Raw genomic sequence first — 20,328 nt, forward strand, 5'->3', positions numbered from 1 at the left:
AGGCTGGCGCGGTGACGATGGATTCCACCTTGCGCGACGCCGCCTTCCGCTGGATCGCCGACGACCCGGACGACGACGCGCGCGCCGAGCTGCAGAACGTCCTCGCCAAGGCGATGGGCGGCGACGCCGGCGCGGCCGCCGACCTGGCCGACCGGATGGCCGGGCCCCTCGAGTTCGGCACCGCGGGACTGCGCGGGCCGGTGCGCGCCGGGCCGAACGGGATGAACGTCGCCGTCGTCACGCGGACCACCGCCGGGGTCGCGGAGTGGCTGAAGGCACACGGGCACGCCGGCGCGCTGGTCGTCGTCGGCCGGGACGCGCGGCACGGCTCGGAAGCCTTCGCGACCGCGGCCGCCGAGGTCCTCGCCGCGGCCGGGTTCGACGTCAAGGTGTTCCCGAAGCCGCTGCCGACGCCGGTGCTCGCGTTCGCCGTCGGACGCCTCGGCGCGGTGGCCGGCATCCAGATCACCGCGTCGCACAACCCGCCCGCCGACAACGGGTACAAGCTCTACGACGCGACCGGCGGCCAGATCGTCCCGCCGTCCGACGGCGAGATCGAGCGGGCCATCCAGGCCGCGCCCGCCGCGGTGAGCGTGCCGCGGGCGCCCGGCGCCGAGGTCGTCGACCTGCTCGACCGGTACCTCGACGAGGTCGCGACGCTGCCGATGGGCGCCGAGCGCGCGGTGCGCGTGGCCGCGACGGCGTTGCACGGCGTCGGCGCCGACACGCTGCGCGCCGCGTTCGAGCGGGCCGGGTTCACCGACCTGCACCTCGTGGACGACCAGGCCGCGCCGGACCCGGACTTCCCGACCGTGTCGTTCCCGAACCCGGAGGAGCCGGGGGCGACCGACCTGCTGCTGGCGCTGGCGTCCGAAGTGGACGCCGACCTGGCGATCGCGCTCGACCCGGACGCCGACCGCTGCGCGCTGGGCGTGCGCGAGCGGGACGGCGGGTGGCGGATGCTGCGCGGCGACGAAACCGGCGTCCTGCTCGGCTCGTACGTCCTGTCCACAGTGGACCGCACGGTGCTGCCGGACCCGCTGGTCGCGACGACGATCGTGTCGTCGTCGATGCTCGGCGAGATCGCGAAGGCCGAAGGCGCCCGCTACGCCGAGACGCTGACCGGGTTCAAGTGGCTGGTCCGCGCCGGCGAAGGCCTGGTCTTCGCCTACGAAGAAGCACTCGGCCTGTGCGTCAACCCGGGCTTCGTCCGGGACAAGGACGGCATCGCCGCCGCGACGCTGGCCGCCGGCTACACCGCGCGGCTGAAGGCGCAGGGCCGCACGCCGCTCGACGTCCTGGACGAGCTGGCCGAGCGCCACGGCGTCCACCTCACCGACCAGGTTTCCTTGCGGGTCACCGACCTCGCCGTCCGCGGGCAGCTGATGGCGAAGGTGCGGGAGACGCCGCCGGCCGAGCTGGGCGGGGTCGCCGTCACGCTCGAAGACCTGCTGCCGGACGCGGACGTGCTGCGCCTGACCGGCGACGGCGTGCGCGTGGTCGTCCGCCCGTCCGGGACCGAGCCGAAGCTGAAGGCGTACCTGCAGGTCGTGGCGCCGGTGACGGCTTCGCTCGCGGAAGCCCGCGAGGCCGCGAACACGCGGCTGAGCGCGTTGCGGACGGCCGTCGAGGAGCTGCTCGCCTGATGCCCAGGCTGCTGATCGTGCACCACACGCCCTCGCCGTCGACGCAGGCGCTGTTCGAGGCGGTGCTGGCGGGCGCGACGCACCCGGACATCGAGGGCGTGGAGGTGGTCCGCCGCGCGGCGCTCGCGGCGACCGTCCCCGACGTCCTCGAGGCGGACGGCTACCTGCTGGGCACGCCGGCGAACCTGGGCAGCATGAGCGGTGCGCTGAAGCACTTCTTCGACACCGTCTACTACCCGTGCCTGGACGCGACGCGAGGTCGCCCGTTCGGGTACTGGATCCACGGCGGCAGTGACACGTCGGGAACCGAACGCCAGCTGCTGGCCATCACGACGGGCTTGGCCTGGGAGAAGGTGGCGGAGCCGGTGATCAGCACGGGCGAGCCGGACAAGCGGACCCTCGAAGCGTGCACCGAGCTGGGCGGCACGGTGGCCGCCACGGTGATGTCCTGAAGCTCGGGGTCCTGAAAAGTAAGGGGCCTGTCACCGGAAGCCCTGGGGGTCGACCTCCGGCAACAGGCCGTGACCAAGGGATCGCCGCTAGGGCGTTCGACCTTGGCAAGCTGAAGCGTACTACACCCGCGCGATCATGACGAGTCGAGAAGACACGACAGCCTCTCGTCTTGCGGTTCCGTACACCCCCAGGGTACGGAGAGCAAGACGAGAGGCGTGCCAACTGTAAACCACTGCATACGATAGCTGTCAACATGTGCGTACAGTGGTTTCCCGGCTAGAATTTTCACGGTGGAAACCTAGGGGGCGGGTATGGCACGGGAACGCACTTTCGCGGAACGGCTGAGCGCCCTGATCGAGGCGGCTCGGCTGGACGGGCGCGCGCCGCACAGCTACCGGGAGATCTCGGCGGCGGTCGAGCGGGCGGGTGGGCCGGCGATGTCGCCCGCCTACCTGCAGCAGCTGGCCACGGGCAAGCGCGTCAACCCGAAGATCCACTACGTCGAGGCCTTGGCGAAGCTGTTCGGGGTGCCCGTCACGTACTTCTTCGACGAAGAGGCAGCCGCGCCCCTGGCCGGGGAAGCGCAGCTGATGGCGATGCGGGCGCAGGAGCTCTCCCCGCAGGGGCGCCGGCAGGTGATGGACCTGCTGGAGCTGGTGGAGCGCTACGAACGGGCCGAACGCGAAGGCCGCAACCCGGAGGACGCCGCGCGATGAAGGAACGGGAGCTGCGCCGCCGCTGCCGCAAACTGCTGAAGCAGCTCGACATCGGCCCGCCGCTCGACGTCGAAGTGCTCTGCGCGCGGCTGGGCGAACAACGGGGCAAGCCGATCCGGCTGATGGCCTACCCGCTGGAGGTGCCCGGCCCGTTCGGGTGCTGGATCGCCACCTCTTCGGCGGATTACATTTTCTACCAGGCCGAAACCACGAAATCCCACCAGGACCACATCATCCTGCACGAGCTCGGCCACATGCTGGCCGACCACCACCCGCACGGCGACGCCGAGCCCGCCGACTTCCTGCGCGGGCCGGTTCCGGATCTTGACCCGGATGCAGTACACCGCGCACTGCGGCGGTCGTCCTACGATGACGCGCACGAGTGGGAAGCCGAGACCGTCGCCACCATCATCCTCGAGTGGGCGTCGGTCCTGAACTACACGATCCCGCGGCGCGCTGCGGACCGGGATCTCCGCCGGATCCAGGGGGCGCTCGGCGATCACCAAGGGTGGTTGTGAGCACACTTTTCAGCCCCGTGAACCTGATCGCGATGGTGCTGTTCGCCGTCGCGCTCGCGTGGCGGATCTACCAGGTGCAGCGCGCGCCGACGGTGCCGAACTGGGCCGTCACCGCGTGCGTCGCCGGGTTCGCCGCGGCGTTCCTGCTGCAGCAGCAGATCGTGTCCGACGACATCGACGCGGTCTTCGGCCGCGGCGCGGCGCGCGTCGCCAACAACGCGCTGCTGGCGTGCGCGGTGTGCGCGCTGGTCATCTTCTTCCTCGGCTCGGCACTGGGCCCGCGGCGCTACCGGCGGGTGGCGGTCGAGCTGGTGCCGCTGGCCGCGGCGATCACGCTGATGGTCGTCTCGATGGCGCTGACACCGCCGGAGCTGCGCGGGCAGGCGCTCGGGCCGGCGACGATCCACGACAGCGGGATCGCGGTGTTCTACCTGGGCGCCGGGCTGTACCTGATCTACGGCCTGATCGCGTGCACGGCGTGGATCGTGCGCTACCTGCGGGTGGCCGACCGGCACCTGCGGATCGGCCTGCGGCTGAGCGCGGTCGGCATGGCCTGCGCGGCGATCGGCAGCATCTTCCGCGCGCTGTACATCGTGGTCGCGTGGCTGTTCGGCCCGGTCGTCAAGGTTCTGCTGCTGCTCGGGGTGCCGTTCGTGATCGTCGGCGGGATGCTGTTCCTGCTCGGCGTCACCTACCCCGGTGTGCGGGCGCGGGTTTCCGCCTTGCGGCGGCGTCGTCAGCACCGCCGTGAGCACGAGGCGCTCGGTCCCTTGTGGACGGTCCTGGTCCAGGCGTTCCCCAGCATCGTGCTGCGGACCCCGCCGCGCCGGCGTGGCGAACGGCTGTCGCCGCGCAGCATCCACCGCGTCCACTACCGCCGGGTGATCGAGATCCGGGACGGCCTGGTGCAGCTGTCGCCGTACCTGGACGCGGGTTTCGGCGACGTCGTCGCGACCGATCCCGGCGCCGCGGCGGCCGCGTTGAAGACGGCGCTGGCCCGGCACGCGGCGGGCGAGGAGAGCGACGGCCACGCCAAGCAGGTCCTGCCCGCGCCGGCGGACGACATCGAATCCGACGTCCGGCCGCTGCTGGCGCTGTCGGCCGCGATGGAGTCGTGACGTGGACACGGTGATCACGGCCGGTCGCGTGCTGCCGCGGCCCTCGGCGCCGGTGCTCGACGGCGCGGTGCTGGTCCGCGACGGCGTGCTCGTGGCGGCCGGCCCGCGTGCGGAGGTGCTGCCCCAGGCCGCGCCGGACGCGGCCCGGTACGACTTCCCCACCGCGACGGCCATGGCGGGGCTGTTCAACGTCCACGTGCACCTGGCTTTCGACGCGTCGCGGGAGATGCTGGCGCACTTCCAGGCCGGTACTTCCGTGGAGGACGCGCGTTCCCGGCTGTCGTCGATGCTGCGCAGCGGCGTGACGACGGTACGGGACCTCGGCGACCGCGACCACCTGGGCGCGGCAGTCCGGCGGTCGTTCGCGGGATCGGCCGCGCCGCGGCTGCTGGTGTCGGGCCCGCCGATCACGGTGCCGCGCGGGCACTGCCACTTCTTCGGCGGCGAGGTGACGTCCGACGAGTCGATCCGCGCGTTGATCGACGCGAACGCGGCGGCGGGCGCGGACGTGATCAAGGTGATGGCCAGCGGCGGCCAGATCACCGAGGGCGGCGCGGACATGTGGGAGTCCCAGTTCTCCGCGCGCGAGTTGTCGGTGGTGGTGTCCCACGCGGTGTCCCACGGTTTACCGGTGGCGGCCCACGCCCACGGCGCGGACGCGATCGAGGCGGCGGTCGAGGCCGGGGTGTCGACGGTCGAGCACTGCAGTTTCCTGACGGGGCCGCGATCGTTCGACCGGCGTTCCGCGGTGGCCGCGCGGATGGCCGAGTCGGGGATTTCGGCGTGTTCGACGAGCAGCCGCAACTGGCGGGTGATCGTCGAGAAGCTGGGGGACGAAGCGGCCGAGGCGATGTACGGGCGGTTGCCGTGGCTGGAGGAGCACGGGGTCCGGCTGCTCGCGGGGACGGACGCGGGGTTGCCGGGGTCGGTGTTCGACGATCCGGTGGGGGCTTTGGAGCTGTACGAGTGGCTCGGGTTTTCGCGGCGGCGGATCTTGGAGATCGCCACTTGCGATTCGGCGGCCGGGTTGGGGTTGGCTGCCGTGACCGGGCGGCTCGAGGCCGGGTTGGCGGCGGATGTGCTGGTTGTCGAGGGGGATCCGCTCGCTTCGCTCGCCTCGCTGCGGAATCCGGTGCTGGTGATGGCTCAGGGGCTTATCGCTTAAGGCTGGGGCGCGAACGGGCTGCTTCGCGCGGGGTTCGCGGCGCGAAAGGACCGGTCGCTCCCCTCCGGGCGGCGCGAAAGGACCGCTCGCTCCCCTCCGGGCGGCGCGAACGGACCGCTCGCGCCGGGCGCGCGGCGCGAAAGGACCACTCGCTCCCTTCCCTGCGGCGCGAGGGGGCCACTCGCTCCCTTCCCTCCGGCCGGGACGGACCGCTCACGGGGGACTCGCAGCGCGAAAGGACCACTCGCTCCCCTCCGGACGGCGCAAAAGGACCGCTCGCGTCGGGGTTGCGGCGCGAAAGGGCCACTCGCTCCCCTCCGCGCGGCACGAACGGACCACTCACGCCGGGCACGCGGCGCGAAAGGACCGCTCGCTCCGGTCCGCGCGGCGCGAAAGGGCCACTCGCTCCCTTCCCTACAGCCCGAAGGGGCCACTCGCTCCCCTCCCCACCGCACGAACGGACCGTTCGCACCGCCCGCGTTCACCCACCCGGGCCCCAAACCACCCCACCCACCGCGAGCCACCCCCACCCCCGACCACCCCCACGGCAAACTCCCACCCGGCCACTTCCCCAACCGGGGAATGCCAACTTCGGTGACACCGTTTTAAAACAGTGTTACGGTATCCTCACCACCCCGACAAGGAGCCCCCGATGCACGGACCCACCCAGCTCTTCACCGTGATCACCCTGGTCTCGCTGCCCACCGTCATGTACGGCGGCTACGCCCTGATGGGCGTCCTGCGCGAGCGGAAACTCACCGAACACCAGCGCGCGATGTTCCGCGCCGGGCACGCGCACGCCGGCGTTCTGCTCGTCCTCGCCCTGGTCGCGCTCCAGATCCTCAGCCGGACCGACCTCTCCGGCACCACCCTCTGGGTCGCCTGCTTCCTGCTGCTCTTCGGGATCCTCGCCCAGTCCGGCGGCTTCTTCCTGCACCTGCTCCCCAACCAGGGCCGGCGAGGCGGGCGCGTCACCAGCGTCGGCGCCGTGCTGCTCGCCGCCGCCGTCCTCATCACCGCCTACGGCGTCGCCTGAACCGGTCGTTAAGCTGGTGACGTGCCTGAATACCTGCCGACCGCGCCCTACAAGGGGACCCGGGACTTCCTGCCCGCCGAAATGTCCGTGCGTACCCAGGTGTTCGGTCATCTCTACGACGTCCTGGAGCGCCGCGGCTTCGTCCGCTACGACGGCCCGATCCTCGAATCCGCCGAGATCTACGAGCGGAAATCGGGTCAGGAGCTCGCCGACAAGCAGCTCTACACCCTCACCGACAAGGGCGGGCGGCGCCTCGCGCTGCGCCCCGAGATGACGCCGTCGGTCGCGCGGATGATCGCCGGGAGCGCTAAGTCGCTGTCGTTCCCCGTCCGGTGGTACAGCCACCCGAACTGCCACCGGTACGAGGCGCCGCAGCGCGGCCGCGTCCGGGAGCACTGGCAGATCAACGCCGACATCTTCGGCTCGGACAGCGCCAACTGCGAGATCGAGATCTTCGAGCTGGTGCACGACATGATGGCCTCGCTGGGCGCGACGCCGGACATGTTCGTGCTGCGCGTCAACGACCGGAACCTGCTGACGTCGGCGCTGACCGACGTCGCCGGCGTCTCCGAGGACCACCTGGCCCAGGTGTTCGCGCTCGTCGACCGGTGGGAGAAGTACCCGCGCGAGAAGCTGGCCGAGAGCGCCGGTGAGATCGGGCTGTCGGACAAGCAGTTCGAGAAGCTGGCCGAGACGCTCGACATGGGTGAGGCGCTGCTCGAGGAGATCCCGGCCGAGGTGCGCGAGCAGTCGAACCTGGTCAAGGTGCTGAACAGCGGCGCCAAGGAGCTGGTGAAGTACGAGCCGATCATCGTGCGCGGGCTGGCGTACTACACGTCGACCGTGTTCGAGGTCTTCGACACCTCGCCGGAGAACCGCCGCGCGCTGTTCGGCGGCGGCCGCTACAGCGACCTCGCGTCGATGTTCACGCCGCAGCAGATCCCGGGCATCGGGTTCGGCATGGGCGACGTCACGCTGATGGACTTCCTCGACACGCACGGCCTGACCCCGGCCCCGCGCAGCGAGGTCGACGTCATGGTGATCCCGGTGACCGAGGACCTCTCGGACGCGGCCCGCTCGGTGGCGGCGTCCCTGCGCGGTGCGGGCCTGCGGACGTCGACGCCGATCGAGCACCGCAAGCTGGGCAAGGAGCTGACCCGCGCGGACAAGGCCGGCGCGGCCGCGGTCGTGATCATCGGCCAGGACGACTGGGCGGCCGGGAACGTGACGGTCCGCTCCCTCGCGACCCGCGAGCAGAACCCGGTCGCGATCGCGGACGCCCCCGCGGCGGTGCGGGCCCTGCTGAGCTGAAAACCGGCTCGACGCCCCTGGCACGCTGAGGGGGTGTTCGATGCCGAGATGCCCGACCTCGATGCCTTCGCCGCCGGTGACGTGCGGCGCTGGGCGGAGTTCGACACGGCCGTGCGGCGAGCGTGGTGGACCAACCAGCGCTGGTACAGCCATCCTGCCCGCGAGCACCCGATCCGCTCGCGGGCGGACCGGGCCGAAGCCGCTTGCCACGCGAACGGCCGGATGCGCGAAGCGGCGGTGAAGCTGCTGGCGGACAGCACCGATCCCGAAGCGCTGCCGCTGCTGCTGATCCGCTGCGTCGACTGGGTCCGGCCGGTGCGGGAAGCGGCGCGAGGAGCGGTGCTGTCCAAAGTGGACGAGTCGTCGCTGCGCGCGATGCTGCCGTTGATCGGCGTCCTGCGGCGGCGCGAGGTCGACGACTGGATGACCGCCCTGTTCCACGAAAACTTGCCGGAGCTGCTCGACGCCGCGCTGGGCCTCGAAGACCGGGAGACCCGTCGCTGGGCTCACCGCGAGGCGCTCGGTCTCCTTTCGCGTGAGCGACTGCTCGACATTGCCACGCGCGACGAGGACTTCGCGGTCCGCGCCATCGCGGGCAACGCGCTGCTCGACCGCGGCGAATGCGTCGAGGAGTTGCTGACGGACGGGGTGCCGAAGATCCGGATGCGCGCCCTCACCATGACCGGCCGGGCGGAGGAGTACCTGGCCGACCGGTCTTCGGCCGTCCGCTCGATGGCGCAGGCCCTGGTGCTCAAGGCCGGGGGTGATCCGGCCGAGCACTACCGCGCGATGCCCGTGTCCTTCGGCGTGCTCGCTGGGCTCGGCGAGACCGGCACGGCCGAAGACACCGCCCTGCTGGACCGGCACCTCACCGACGAGCGTCCCCGGATCCGGCGGACGGCCGTGCGCGGCCTGCGCCGGATCGCGCCGGAGTCGACCGCGGTGCTGCCGCTGCTGACCGACCCCTCCCCCGCCGTGACCCGCCAGGTGGTGGAGTTCCTGCGCGGCAAGTTCATCGAGGTCACCACGCTCCGGGAACTGCTGGCAGCGAACCGCCCCGTCCACACGCGACGGGCGGCCGCGGCCCTGCTGCGCGACCGCGACACCTGGGTGCGCCTGCACACCGACCTCGTCCTGCTGGCGGACCCGGAGCTGGCCGCCGAGGCCCACCAGGACGTCTGCTCCTGGCGCCAGCACGTGACCGGCATGTACACCCGACCGCCGGCCGGCTGGCGAGCGGAAATGGAGGTCCTCTGCGATCAGCTCGATCCGGCGCTGGCGCGGGAAATCCGCTTCGCTCTGGGCTTCACGGGCTGACCTCGCCGGCGCGGCGCAGCCGGAGCGTGAACGTCGCGCCCGCGCCCGGGCGGCCCGCCGCCGCGATCGTGCCACCGTGGCCCGTCACCACTTCGCGGACCAGTGCCAGCCCCAGGCCGAACCGGCGGCCGTCGCCGTCGGACCCGCGGGCGAAACGCTCGAAGATGCGGTCCGCGTCGGCCGCCGGGAAGCCGACTCCCGTGTCGCGGACCCGCAGCTCCACGTGCTCTTCGTCCGGGACGCCCAGCCACACCTCGATCGACCCGCCCGGCGGGGTGTGGCCCAATGCGTTGTCCAGCAAGGCGGACAGCACGCGTCGCAACGCCGTCGGGACGCCCTGGACCACGTACGGCCGCCGCTCGCGCGTCACCGCCAGCCGGACCCGGCCCTCCCCCGCGCGGTCCGCTTCCGCCGCGACGGCCTCCTCCGCGAGCGACCCCAGTTCCACCAGCTCCAGCGATTGCCGGTCGCACGCCCGCGCCGACAGCAGCAGGTCCTCGACGACTTCGCCGAGCTCCCGCGTGCCGCGGACGAGCTGGTCGAGGTCGTCCGCGTCGCGGCCGGACGCGCGCCGGGCCAGCAGCTGCGCCCGCGTGTGCAGGCGGGTCAGCGGGGCGCGCAGCTCGTGGGACGCGTCCGCGACGAACGTCCGCTGCCGGCGCAGCGCGTCGGCCAGCGGCCGGATCGCCCGGCAGGCCAGCACCCGGCCGCACAGGACCGCGGCCAGCAGGGCGAGCACTTCCGCGACCACCAGCCCGGACACCAGCGACGAGCGGTCCTGGATCTGGTACAGCTCCTCGAAGAACGCCTGCGAGACGACGCCACCGCGGTTCTCGACGCGGATCGTGTACGTCATGCCGCCGATCGAACGCCGTTCCGTGTGGACGTCGCCGGCCGCGGGCACCGTCGCGGCCAGCGCCGCGATCGGCATCCCGGCCGGCGGCCGGCCCGCGGGCGCGTGCAGGGCGGGGGTGAACAGCCAGACGCAGCCGGGCGGGGTCTCCGCCGGTCCCAGCTCGACCGTCCGGGCCAGCGTGCGGTCGGCCTCGGCGTGCTGGCGCGACAGCAGCATCGCGTAGGCGATCCCGCCCGCGACGGCCACCAGCAACGACACCACCACGGCGATCTGCGCGGTGATCGCCCACCGCGCCCGCCGCAGGGCCCGCTCCTCCGGGTCGGGGTTCATACCGCGCCGATCTGGTAGCCGAGGCCGTGCACGGTCCGGACGACGTCGCGGCCGAGCTTGCGCCGCAGGTAGTAGACATACGTGTCCACAATGGACTCCCCGGTCGAGTCGGCGAAGACGGATCCCCGCAGCGCCGCGCGCGGGTGGATCGCCTTCGGCCGCTGCGCCAGCGTCCGCAGCAGCTCGAACTCCCGCCCGGACAACGTGATCCGCTCGCCGCGCGGCAGCACGACCTCGTGCCGCTGCAGGTCGAGCGCCGCCGCGCCGAGCGGCAGGCACTCCGCGCCCTCGAGGTCACGGCGTCCGAGCGCGCGCAGGCGAGCCAGCAGTTCGTCGGCCTCGAACGGCTTGACGAGGTAGTCGTCCGCGCCGGCGTCGAGCCCGCCCACGCGGTCGGCCAGCTCGCCCAGCGCCGAGAGCACCAGCACGCGCGTGGTCACCGCGCGGGCCCGCAGCTGCCGCAGCAGCTCGAGCCCGTCCAGCACCGGGAGCCGGCGGTCGATGATCATCACGTCGTAGTGCCCGGTGAGCCCGAGGTGCAGGCCCCGCTGCCCGTCGTGCGCCGCGTCGGTTTCGTAGCCTTCGTCCGCGAGCAGCTCGGCGAGCATGCCCGCCAGTTCCCGGTCGTCCTCGACCAGGAGCACTCGCGGTTTAGTTGCCCCATCGTGCACGCATCCATACTGGCAGTGATTTTCCGAAATTGAACAGTCAACTTTTCCCGGTCACCGGCACCGGTTCCGCCATCAGGAGCACTTCATTGCTCCCCTTGCGGGTATCGCGCCGGTCGAGCCAGGCGAGCACCGGCGCGGTCATGATCGTGGTGACCAGCGCGACGAGCACCAGCACCGTGAACAACGCCGGCGAGACGATGCCGGCGGCGAGCCCGACGTTGAGGGCGATCAGCTGCATCAGCCCGCGGGCGTTGATCAATGTGCCGACGCGCAACGCCACCGGCTGCGACTCCCCCGCCAGCCGCGCCGCGCCCCAGCAGGCTCCGAGCTTGCCGACGATCGCGACGACCACGCACAACACCGCGAACGCGAGCAGCTTCGGGTCGGCGAGCAGCGCGAACCGGGTGTTCAGGCCGGAATAGGTGAAGAACAGCGGGAGGAACACGATCCGCCCGATCGGCATGATCTTCGCGAGCACGGCGTCCGCGGCGGGCACGCGGGGGAACACGATGCCGACGCAGAAGGCGCCGAACACCGCGTACAGCCCGATGATGTCGGTGAACCAGGCGGCCGCGAACAGCGTCAACGCCGTGATCAGCATCTTCTGGTCGGGGGAGATCCGGTCACTGCCCATCGCCTTGGCGAGCACCCGGCGGCCGACGAGCACGAGCAGCAACGCGAACAGCAGGCCGCCGCCCACGGCCAGCGCGACCGGGCCGGCCGAGTCCGCGTGCATGCCCAGCACGACGGCCAGCAGGACCCACGCCAGGACGTCGTCGAGGGCACCGCAGGCCAGCGCGAGCGAGCCGAACCGGGTGCCGCCGAGACCGCGTTCGGTGATGATCCGGGCGAGCATCGGGAACGCGGTGATGGCCAGCGCGACCCCGACGAACGCCGCCGACGTCGCGAGCGAGACGCCGTCCTTGCCGATGCCGGCCCAGGTCGAGCCGAACACGGCGACGCCGACACCGAGCGCGAGCGGCACCACCGTGCCCGCGGCCGAGATCGCGCCGACCGACTTCGCGGAGCCGCGGATGCTGCGGAGGCTGAACTCGTACCCCGCGCCGAACATGTAGATGACCAGGCCGATCTGGCCGCCGACGTAGAGCAGCGGGCGGATGCCGTCCGGGAACAGCGCCGTCTGCACGCCCGGGAGGACCAGCCCCAGCAGGGACGGGCCGAGCAGCACGCCGGAGATCATCTCGCCGACCACCGGTGGCTGACCCAGCCGCACCGCGACCACGCAGACGAGCCGGCACACCACGAGGATGACCGCGACGGCGAGGAAGAACGTGGGTGCCGCCTCGGACGGGGTCATGAGTTACCTCCGGCGAAGTAGGTGGTGCACAAGGCTTGGCGACGGGCGTCGAGGACCATGTACGTGCCGAACAGGAGCTGGGCGAAGCTGCGCCAGACGTCTTCCCAGCGGTCGCGGACCGCGAGCCACGCCAGCGGCGCTCGCCGGGTGCGCGCGCCGCGCGGGGTGAGCAGCGCCGGGCCGCGGTTCGGGATCGAGCGCGTGTGCCCGGCCGTCGAGGCGAGGCTGAACCGGCGCAGCACCTCGCGCGTCACGACGCGCATGGTGGGCGGGGCCAGCCCGCGGGCCGGGCAGGCCCGGTTCTGCGCGACGCCGAACGGGATGAAATCGTCTTTTCCGGACTGTGCGGCGTAACCCGGGTAGCTGAAGCACAGCACCGTCCCCGCCGGGATCGTCAGGTGCTCGAGCTCGATGTCCGCGGTGGAGATCCGGTGCGCGATGCCGAACAGCGGGAACTCGCGCAGGCCGTCGTCGATGACGCGGTCGAGGTAGGCCTCGTCGTCCGGGTTTTCGGCGAGCCGCCGTTGGACCTCCGGCCGCTGCGCGATGATCATCAGCAGGTGCGCCATCGCCTCCGACATCTGCACGACGGCGGTGTTGAAGAACGTCCCCTGCAGGTAGAACGCCTGCTCCTCCGGCGTCAGGGACTGCGGCAGCGGGTGCGGGACGTCGGCGAGGCGCCGCCGCAGGTACTTCGTGAGCCGGGCCCGGCGGCGCATGTTGCGCGGCCGCACGCACTTCAGGGCCGAGACGACGTCGTCGGCGTGCCCGACGATGAGGTCGCGCGCCTCGGGCGGGCACGGTTCCTCGAACACCAGCTCGTAGTACAGCTCGGCCCAGATCGGCATCATCTCGTCGCGGAACCGGACGAGCCCGGGCCGGACGCCGTCGAGGACGTGCGCGGCCACGCGCCGGGCCAGCTCTTCGGAGTCCTTTTTGGACCGGACGAGGATGTGCCGGGTGCACTTGGCGACCTCGTCGTAGCGCGGCCCGGCTTCCAGGTGCTCCTGGTGCACCTGGGGTCCGGGCGCGAGCCAGTACCAGAACAGGTCGGACAGCGCGGCGCCGCGGCTGCGGCCGTTCGCCGCCGGATCGGCGTAGACGCGCTTGAAGTCCGCGGGGCCGACCTGCTCCCCCGGGATCGTCACCGCGTCCTGGCCGTTGACCAGCGCGAAGATCTTCATCCGCAGCGCGACGACCCGGGCGGGCAGCCAGGCGGGCGCGGTCGCCACCGCGGCGGCGGCGAGTGCTTTCCCGATCATCGCCGCACCTGGTCCGGGGTCAGGTCGGCCGGGGTTCGGCCGCCGCACATCGCGAGGGCCTGGTCGAAGTCGTCGCGCAGCAGGTCCAGGACCCGCGTGACGCCTTCGCGCCCGCCCGCGGCCAGGCCCCACACGACCGGGCGGCCGACGCCGACCGCGTCCGCGCCGAGGGCCAGGGCCTTGACGACGTCGGTGCCGCGGCGGATCCCGCCGTCGAGCAGCACCGGGATCGCCCCGCCGACCGCCGCCGCGATCTCGGGGAGGACATCGATCGTGGCGGGCACGGTGTCGAGCTGGCGGCCGCCGTGGTTGGACACGACGACCCCGGCGACGCCGTGGTGCACCGCGAGCCGCGCGTCCTCTGCGTGCAGCACGCCCTTGATCAGCACCGGGAGTTTGGTTTTCGACCGCAGCCACGCGATGTGGTCCCAGTTCAGCCCGGCCGACATGACGATCTCGCGGACGTGGCTGGCGTTGCCGCCGCTGCGGTTCTCCCCCAGGTTGCGGAGGTTCTCCACGACCAGCCCCGGCGGCAGGTCGTGGAAGTCGTTGCGGTCGTCGCGCTCGCGGCGGCCGAGCACCGGCGAGTCGACGGTCACGACGAACGCCTTGACCCCGGCGTTTTCGGCGCGGCGCACGATCGCCTCGGTGAACTCCAGGTCCGGCTGCAGGTAGAGCTGGAACCACAGGCCCGGGTCCGGCGCGACCTCGCGCGCCGCCGCGGCGATGTCCTCGATCGCCGTGGTGGCGGCCATGCTGACGATCATGATCGTGCCCGCGCGGGCCGCCGCCCGCGCCGTCGCCAGTTCGCCGTCGGCGTGCGCGAGCCGGTGGAACGCCGTGGGCGCGACGAGGATCGGCATCGACGACGGTGTCCCGAGCAGCTCGATGCTGAGGTCCCGCTTGTCGCTGCCGCGCAGGACGCGGGGCAGCAGCCGCAGCTTCTTGAACGCCGTTTCGTTCTCCGCCACGGTGATCTCGTCCTGCGCGCCGCCGGCGAAGTAGTCGTAGTGCACCGGGTCGAGGCGCTGCCGGGCCGCCGCCTCGAACTCCGCGATCGTCCGCATCACAGCTCCCGGGTGAAGAACGCGGTCAGCGGCTCGACGTGCACCTCTTTGTCCCACTCGTTCTCGAGGTTCTCGGTGACGTGGTGGGTCGCGACCAGCTCGCCGCGGCGGTAGTGCCGGACGATCGGGTGCAGGTAGTGGCCTTCGCCGGTGTCGTTGGCCTGGTCCTGGGCGGCGCGCGCGACGAAGTCGAACGGGTCGATCTTGTCGTGGTCGGGCCCGTAGTCGAGGGTGACGACGTAGGCGTCGTCCGGAGGATCGGCCAGAACGCGGTCGACCGGCACCTCTTCGAGGTAGCGGGCGGTGTCGCCGTCGACGACCAGGACGTCGCCGAGGAAGCCGAACTGCTGGTACAGCGCGGAAGTCCGGTTGATCCGGGTGATCACGGCGTCGGTCAGCGCGTCCGGTTTGGCGGGCAGCTCGGTGCTCGGCCACGGCCTGTCGTGGTGACGCTCGTTCAGGACCTTGGTCAGCGCGCGGACGCCGTAGCGGAAGCCGTGGATGAACGCGCTAGTGGCCTTCTTGAAGTCGCGGACCTGCGTGATGGTGCCGGCGAAGTAGAGGCCGGGCACGTTGACCGACTCCCAGTCCGGCGTCTGCGCCGGGAAGCGGTCGTTGATGGTGAGCTGCGGGCGGCAGTCCTCGTCGAACAGCGACGCGTCGAAGCGGAAGCCGGTGCAGCCGATCACGCGGTCGTAGCGGATCTCCTTGATGACCTCGTCGGCGCGGGCGAAGGCGAACTTGACGTGGTAGCCGTCGGCGCCCTTGCGGACCTCGCGGACGTCGCCGTCGAGGATCGCGTGCTGGAGCTTGAGCTGGTACATGTCGAGGATGCCGGCGTTGTAGGCGCGCAGGTGGCCGACGAAGTGGGTGCGCCAGGCGAGCTTCACCGGCCGCGGACCGCCGACGTGCACGACCGCGGCCGTCTCGATGAGGTTGTCCGCGGTCTCGAACGCCGAGTTTCCCTTGCCCAGCACGAGAACGCGCTGGTCGGTGAAGCTCTTCGGGTCGACGTCGACGTCCACGTACTGGTCGATCAGCTCGACGCCGGGGAACTGCGGGAGGTACGGCTTGGTGACGCCGGTGGCCATGACCAGCCGTCGCGCCTGGAACTCTTCGTCACCCGCAGTGAGAACGAAGAGAGCGCTTTCCGGGTCCCGGCGGATGCGCGTCACCCGGGTGTCGTAGCGGACGTCGACTTCGTGCTTCGCCGCGTAGTCGGCGATGTAGCGCAGGAAGTCCGGGGCGTCCGGGAAGAGCTTCTCGCTGTAGTCGGTGAAGACGACCGGCTCGGCGTCCCCTTCGGCCAGGATCGAGTTCCAGTCCATCCGCATGCGCAGCTCCGGGTCGGCGTACCCGGTGTGCTTCTTGTTGATGGAGATGAGAGTCCGGTGCCGGGGGAAGGTCTCGAAGAAGTGGCCGGGCGCGGACCCGGCCTCCAGCACGAGGTACCGGTGCCCGGCGTGGCCGAGGTGCTGTCCCAGCTGCACCCCCGCGGGCCCCGCCCCGACGACCAGATAATCGAGCACTTCCTCCACCACGACCTCCTGAGGCTCGGCACCGACCTTGATCGGCGCCGAGCCTGCTCCGGAGATCTCAGAAAAGGCTCAGAAGCGCGTTACTTCCCGGCCGCGCGGGCCAGGCGTTCCGGGTAGCGCTCCCCCGCGATCGCGTCCGCGGGAGCCGCCGCCGCGATGGCCGCCAGGTCGTCCGCCGTCAGCTCCAGCGACGCCGCCGCGACGTTCTCCTCCAGGTACTTGCGGCGCTTGGTCCCCGGGATCGGGACGACGTCGTCGCCCTGGGACTGCACCCACGCGAGCGCCAGCTGCCCCGCCGTGACGCCCTTCTCCTCGGCCAGCTTGCGCAGCGCGTCGACGATCGCCATGTTGCGGGCGAAGTTGTCCTCGGCGAACCGGGGCAGGCCGCGGCGCATGTCGTCCTCGGGCAGGTCCGCGACCGACTTCACCGCGCCCGTCAGGAACCCGCGGCCCAGCGGCGAGAACGGCACCACGCCGATGCCCAGCTCGCGGCACGTGTCGAGGATTTCGCCCTCGATGCCGCGGGTCCACAGCGACCACTCGCTCTGCAGCGCCGTCACCGGGTGCACCGCGTGCGCGGCGCGGATCGTCGCCGCGCTCGCCTCGGAAATCCCGGCGTACCGGATCTTCCCGGCCTCCACCAGCGAAGCCAGCGCGCCCCAGGTCTCCTCGATCGGCGTGTCCGGGTCGACGCGGTGCTGGTAGTACAGGTCGATGTGGTCGACGCCGAGCCGGCGCAGCGACTCGTCGCAGCACTGCTTCACGTAGGCGGCGTCCCCGCGGGCGCCCATCGCGCCGTCGGTCCACACGATGCCGAACTTCGTCGCGAGCACGACCTCGTCGCGGCGGCCGGCGATCGCGCGGCCGACCAGCTCCTCGTTGGCGCCGGCGCCGTAGACGTTCGCGGTGTCGAGCAGCGTGACGCCGAGGTCGAGAGCCCGGTGGACCGTCGCGATCGACTCGTCGTCGTTGTCGCGGACGCCGTAGGCCTGGCTCATCCCCATGCAGCCGAGCCCCTGCGCGCCGACCTCCAGACCGCCGAGCTTCCTGGTCTTCACGCGGAAATCTCCTCCCTGCCGGGTTCCACGCCGAGCACGTTGCGCTCGACCTGGGCGTAGTTGTCGATCTTGTAGTCGAGGATGTCGAGGCACCCCTGCAGCTCGGCGATCCGCTCGGCGACCGACCGGCGCTGCTCCACCAGCAGGGCCTTGCGGCGGCCCGCGCTGGCCACGCCGTGGCGGCGCAGCGACGCGTACTCGCGCATGCTCTTGATGGGCATCCCGGTGGTGCGCAGCTTGGTCAGGAACCCCAGCCAGTTGAGGTCGTCGTCGGAGTACGCCCGGCGGCCCGCGGTGTCCCGGGCGGGCGGGTCGAGCAGTTTGATGCGCTCGTAGTACCGGAGAGTGTCGATCGACAGTCCGCTACGTCGCGCGGCTTCCGCTATCGAGTAGCTCATGAGCCGACACTACGACCTGGAGTGCACTCCAGGTCAACTCTTCACTCTAGCCATAAATAACAGTGTTGCACTACGCTGCGTAGATGGCTCGACCACGGACACACGACGAAGCTCTCCGGCTGAAGCTCCTCGACCGCGCCGGTGAGCTCATCGCGGCCGACGGGCCGAAGGCGCTTTCGCTGCGGAAGCTGGCCGCCGACGCCGGGACGTCGACCACCGCCGTGTACTCCCTCTTCGGCAGCAAGCCCGATCTGGTGAACGCGCTCTACACCGAAGGCTTCCGCCGCTTCGGCGCCCGCATGGCCGGCACCGCGCTGACCGGTGACGCGGTCGAGGACCTCGTCGCGCTCGGCAGCGCCTACCGCGCCAGCGCGCTGGCCGACCCGAACCTCTACGGGATCATGTTCACCAGGTCGGTGCCCGGGTTCGAGCCCAACGAAGACGCCGAGAAGCTCGCCCGCAAGACGCTCGAGCCGCTGGAGGCGATCATCCGCCGCGCGATCGCCGACGGCGTCTTCCTCGACGTCCCGCCGGAGACGGTCGCGGTCGGCTGCTGGGCCGTCGTGCACGGGCTCGTCTCCCTCGAGCTGACCGGCAACCTGCCGGAGGAGTTCGACGTCACGGGCTCCTACGAAACGGCCCTGCGCGCGAACGCCTCCGGCTGGCTGCGCCCTCAGAGCAGCCGCAACGACCCGTCGTAGACGGTCCGGCCGAGCGCGTCACGCGCGCGGACGTGGAAGGTCGCGTCCGGGGTCACGGCGACGCCGGCCGGGCGCCAGGCCAGCGCCATGCCGTCGACGACCACCACGTCGGCTTCGCTCCCCGGGCCGAAGTCCAGGGCCGCCCCGGTCGCCGTCGCGGGCAGCGCCACGACGACCGGGTTGCGGGCCTTCCCCGCCGGAGCGCCCGATTCGCCGGCGCCGAGCGTGCTCACCCCGAGGACCCGCGCGGGGGCCTGCCGGTTCTCGACGAAGTCCGGGTACACGCGGGCCTGGGTCTGCCCGGGGTGCTGGTAGTCCGGCTCCCGCGTGCAGACGATCACCCGGTCACCCCGGCGGCCCGTGACGACTTGGTAGTCGTCGTCCTGCAGGAGCGGCCCGGGCCGGTAGGCCGCGGCGTCCGGGACCACCTCGTCGGCGTCGGCGAGGCAGTCCCCCAGCACCCGGCCCGCCGGTGAGGTGCGGTCGGCCGGCTCCGGTCGGTCGGTCACCGCGAGCAGGGGCGCCGGCGCGCCCGGCAGGTCCACCTGCCGGGGCGTTCCGGCGCCGACGTCGGCGAGCGCGATCCGGGCCGGGCCGGGCCCGACGCGGGTGAACGCCGCGAACTGGCGGCTGACCGGCGAGGCCTCGAGCTCGTTCCCGCTCGAGCCCCGGGGCGTCGTGACGGCGAGGCTCGCCTTCGGCCAGGCCGGGTCGAGCACCCCGCCGACCAGCCCGGTCGGGCTGCGCAGCAGCAGCCCGGTGCGTGTGCCCGGCGCGTACGCGGGCGTGGCCGCCGGGTCCGACAGCGTCACGGTCGTCTCGGTCGTCTCGCAGAACATCGGTTTGCCCGCCGCGGTCGCCGCGACCATCGAGTCCGCCGCCAGGACCTCAGTGAACAGCGGGACCCACTCCTCGCGCGGCGGCACCCGGTCCGTCTTGCCGGCGGCCTGGACCGCCGCCCAGCAGCGATCCAGCGCCGTCGTCGCGAGCCGGACGTCGAGCGTCAGGCCGCCGGTGACCGCGGGCGGAACCTCGGCGGGCTGCCGCAGCTGCCGCGTCGCGACGACCGCGCCCGCGGCCAGGACGAGCACCGCGGCCGCGGCGGCGTACCAGACGCGGGGCGGCCGGCGCTTCCCGATGCCTTGGCGGACTTCGACGCGCAGCCGGTCGCGGACGTCGTCCGGCAGCGCGCGCCGCGGCGGGAGACCGAGGTCGTCGCTCATTTCTCTGCCTCCTTCAGCAGCGTGCGCAGGCGTGCGCGGGCCCGGGACAGGTGGGCGCGGACGGTGACCTCGGCGACGGCCAGCGCCGCGGCCGCGTCGGCGACGCTCAGGTCGCCGAGCAGGCACAGCTCGACGACCGCGCGCTGCGCTTTCGGCAGCGCCCGCACGGCTTCGACGATCTCGCGCAGCCGCTCCTCGCCGTCGAGCCGTTCGGCGACCGCGTCGGCGTGGTCGGACACCACCGGCGGGTCGGGGATCTTCCGGAGCAGCCGCAGCCGCCGTCTCGCGCCGCGGTGCTCGTCGCGGGCGGCGTTGCCGGCCACCGTGTAGAGCCACGGCAGGGCGCTGTCGCGCACCAGCGTCACGTCGGCGCGACGGCGCCAGGCGGTGAGGAACGTGTTCGAGGTGAGGTCCTCGGCGGCGCTCCACGACCCGGTCAACCGGTAAGCGTGGTTCCAGACGGCTTCGGCGTGCCGCTCGAAGAGTTCGCCGAAGGCCGTCTCATCGCCGCCCGCGGCCCGGTCCCACAGGACCCGATCGTCCACCGGCGCCCCCGTCGCATGGCTGGTCACACCCCTCAGTGGCCGGCACCGGCCGGGATGTTGCGCGCAACTCCCGCGGACCCG

Annotated in this window: 20 protein-coding genes; 10 read left to right on the forward strand and 10 right to left on the reverse strand. The window is 72.1% G+C overall.

Going from position 1 to position 20,328, the window contains the following annotated elements; translation table 11 throughout:
- Positions 1-17: 17 nt before the first annotated feature.
- The 9 genes from ACZ7OH_RS09025 to ACZ7OH_RS09065 all read left to right on the forward strand — a co-directional run bounded on the left by ACZ7OH_RS09025 (position 18) and on the right by ACZ7OH_RS09065 (position 9,280).
- Positions 18-1,646 (forward strand): phospho-sugar mutase, encoded by a 1,629-nt coding sequence (locus tag ACZ7OH_RS09025; RefSeq protein ID WP_470280858.1) that lies wholly within the window; start codon positions 18-20, stop codon positions 1,644-1,646.
- Positions 1,646-2,098, forward strand: coding sequence for a flavodoxin family protein (locus tag ACZ7OH_RS09030; protein ID WP_470280371.1), 453 nt, complete (start codon positions 1,646-1,648; stop codon positions 2,096-2,098). The genes ACZ7OH_RS09025 and ACZ7OH_RS09030 overlap by 1 nt, the downstream gene beginning before the upstream one ends.
- 312 nt (positions 2,099-2,410) lie before the next feature.
- Positions 2,411-2,815: an XRE family transcriptional regulator gene (locus tag ACZ7OH_RS09035; RefSeq protein WP_470280372.1), complete on the forward strand. Its 405-nt coding sequence runs from the start codon at positions 2,411-2,413 to the stop codon at positions 2,813-2,815.
- Positions 2,812-3,333 (forward strand): hypothetical protein, encoded by a 522-nt coding sequence (locus ACZ7OH_RS09040; protein WP_470280373.1) that lies wholly within the window; start codon positions 2,812-2,814, stop codon positions 3,331-3,333. The genes ACZ7OH_RS09035 and ACZ7OH_RS09040 overlap by 4 nt, the downstream gene beginning before the upstream one ends.
- Complete coding sequence (locus tag ACZ7OH_RS09045) at positions 3,330-4,451, forward strand: MAB_1171c family putative transporter (RefSeq protein ID WP_470280374.1); 1,122 nt, start codon at positions 3,330-3,332, stop codon at positions 4,449-4,451. The genes ACZ7OH_RS09040 and ACZ7OH_RS09045 overlap by 4 nt, the downstream gene beginning before the upstream one ends.
- A 1-nt stretch (position 4,452) precedes the next feature.
- A complete protein-coding gene (locus ACZ7OH_RS09050; protein ID WP_470280375.1) occupies positions 4,453-5,616 on the forward strand; it encodes an amidohydrolase family protein in 1,164 nt (387 codons plus the stop codon).
- A gap of 652 nt (positions 5,617-6,268) precedes the next feature.
- The gene (locus ACZ7OH_RS09055) at positions 6,269-6,652 is read left to right on the forward strand and encodes a hypothetical protein (RefSeq protein WP_470280376.1); all 384 of its coding nucleotides are present in this window, start codon (positions 6,269-6,271) and stop codon (positions 6,650-6,652) included.
- Positions 6,653-6,673: 21 nt separating this feature from the next.
- Complete coding sequence (hisS, locus tag ACZ7OH_RS09060; RefSeq protein WP_470280377.1) at positions 6,674-7,963, forward strand: histidine--tRNA ligase; 1,290 nt, start codon at positions 6,674-6,676, stop codon at positions 7,961-7,963.
- Positions 7,964-7,996: 33 nt separating this feature from the next.
- The gene (locus ACZ7OH_RS09065) at positions 7,997-9,280 is read left to right on the forward strand and encodes a HEAT repeat domain-containing protein (protein WP_470280378.1); all 1,284 of its coding nucleotides are present in this window, start codon (positions 7,997-7,999) and stop codon (positions 9,278-9,280) included.
- On the opposite strand, the gene ACZ7OH_RS09070 is transcribed toward ACZ7OH_RS09065, so the two are convergent.
- The 8 genes from ACZ7OH_RS09070 to ACZ7OH_RS09105 form a co-directional block, all read right to left on the reverse strand.
- Positions 9,270-10,466 (reverse strand): sensor histidine kinase, encoded by a 1,197-nt coding sequence (locus ACZ7OH_RS09070; RefSeq protein ID WP_470280379.1) that lies wholly within the window; start codon positions 10,464-10,466, stop codon positions 9,270-9,272. The genes ACZ7OH_RS09065 and ACZ7OH_RS09070 overlap by 11 nt on opposite strands.
- A complete protein-coding gene (locus ACZ7OH_RS09075) occupies positions 10,463-11,110 on the reverse strand; it encodes a response regulator transcription factor (protein ID WP_470280859.1) in 648 nt (215 codons plus the stop codon). The genes ACZ7OH_RS09070 and ACZ7OH_RS09075 overlap by 4 nt, the downstream gene beginning before the upstream one ends.
- Positions 11,111-11,174: 64 nt before the next feature.
- Positions 11,175-12,455, reverse strand: coding sequence for a cation:proton antiporter (locus ACZ7OH_RS09080; RefSeq protein ID WP_470280380.1), 1,281 nt, complete (start codon positions 12,453-12,455; stop codon positions 11,175-11,177).
- Positions 12,452-13,717 (reverse strand): cytochrome P450 family protein, encoded by a 1,266-nt coding sequence (locus tag ACZ7OH_RS09085; protein ID WP_470280381.1) that lies wholly within the window; start codon positions 13,715-13,717, stop codon positions 12,452-12,454. The genes ACZ7OH_RS09080 and ACZ7OH_RS09085 overlap by 4 nt, the downstream gene beginning before the upstream one ends.
- Positions 13,714-14,784, reverse strand: a complete 1,071-nt coding sequence (locus ACZ7OH_RS09090) for an alpha-hydroxy acid oxidase (RefSeq protein ID WP_470280382.1) — start codon at positions 14,782-14,784, stop codon at positions 13,714-13,716. The genes ACZ7OH_RS09085 and ACZ7OH_RS09090 overlap by 4 nt, the downstream gene beginning before the upstream one ends.
- Positions 14,784-16,325 (reverse strand): NAD(P)-binding domain-containing protein, encoded by a 1,542-nt coding sequence (locus ACZ7OH_RS09095; protein WP_470280383.1) that lies wholly within the window; start codon positions 16,323-16,325, stop codon positions 14,784-14,786. The genes ACZ7OH_RS09090 and ACZ7OH_RS09095 overlap by 1 nt, the downstream gene beginning before the upstream one ends.
- 77 nt (positions 16,326-16,402) lie before the next feature.
- Complete coding sequence (locus ACZ7OH_RS09100) at positions 16,403-17,326, reverse strand: aldo/keto reductase (protein WP_470280860.1); 924 nt, start codon at positions 17,324-17,326, stop codon at positions 16,403-16,405.
- Positions 17,327-17,376: 50 nt separating this feature from the next.
- Positions 17,377-17,778, reverse strand: a complete 402-nt coding sequence (locus ACZ7OH_RS09105) for a MerR family transcriptional regulator (RefSeq protein WP_086673859.1) — start codon at positions 17,776-17,778, stop codon at positions 17,377-17,379.
- Between the two features lie 83 nt (positions 17,779-17,861).
- Here ACZ7OH_RS09105 and ACZ7OH_RS09110 point away from each other — a divergent pair, with 83 nt between their 5' ends.
- Positions 17,862-18,479 carry a TetR/AcrR family transcriptional regulator gene (locus ACZ7OH_RS09110; RefSeq protein WP_470280384.1) on the forward strand — a complete coding sequence of 206 codons (618 nt, stop codon included), beginning with the start codon at positions 17,862-17,864 and terminating at the stop codon, positions 18,477-18,479.
- Here the strand turns inward: ACZ7OH_RS09110 and ACZ7OH_RS09115 are convergent.
- Both ACZ7OH_RS09115 and ACZ7OH_RS09120 read right to left on the reverse strand, forming a co-directional pair.
- Positions 18,452-19,702, reverse strand: coding sequence for a hypothetical protein (locus ACZ7OH_RS09115; RefSeq protein WP_470280385.1), 1,251 nt, complete (start codon positions 19,700-19,702; stop codon positions 18,452-18,454). The two genes, ACZ7OH_RS09110 and ACZ7OH_RS09115, sit on opposite strands and share 28 nt — an antisense overlap.
- Positions 19,699-20,274 carry an RNA polymerase sigma factor gene (locus tag ACZ7OH_RS09120; RefSeq protein ID WP_470280386.1) on the reverse strand — a complete coding sequence of 192 codons (576 nt, stop codon included), beginning with the start codon at positions 20,272-20,274 and terminating at the stop codon, positions 19,699-19,701. The genes ACZ7OH_RS09115 and ACZ7OH_RS09120 overlap by 4 nt, the downstream gene beginning before the upstream one ends.
- Positions 20,275-20,328: the final 54 nt, after the last annotated feature.

Source organism: Amycolatopsis sp. NPDC114478 (assembly GCF_055633805.1).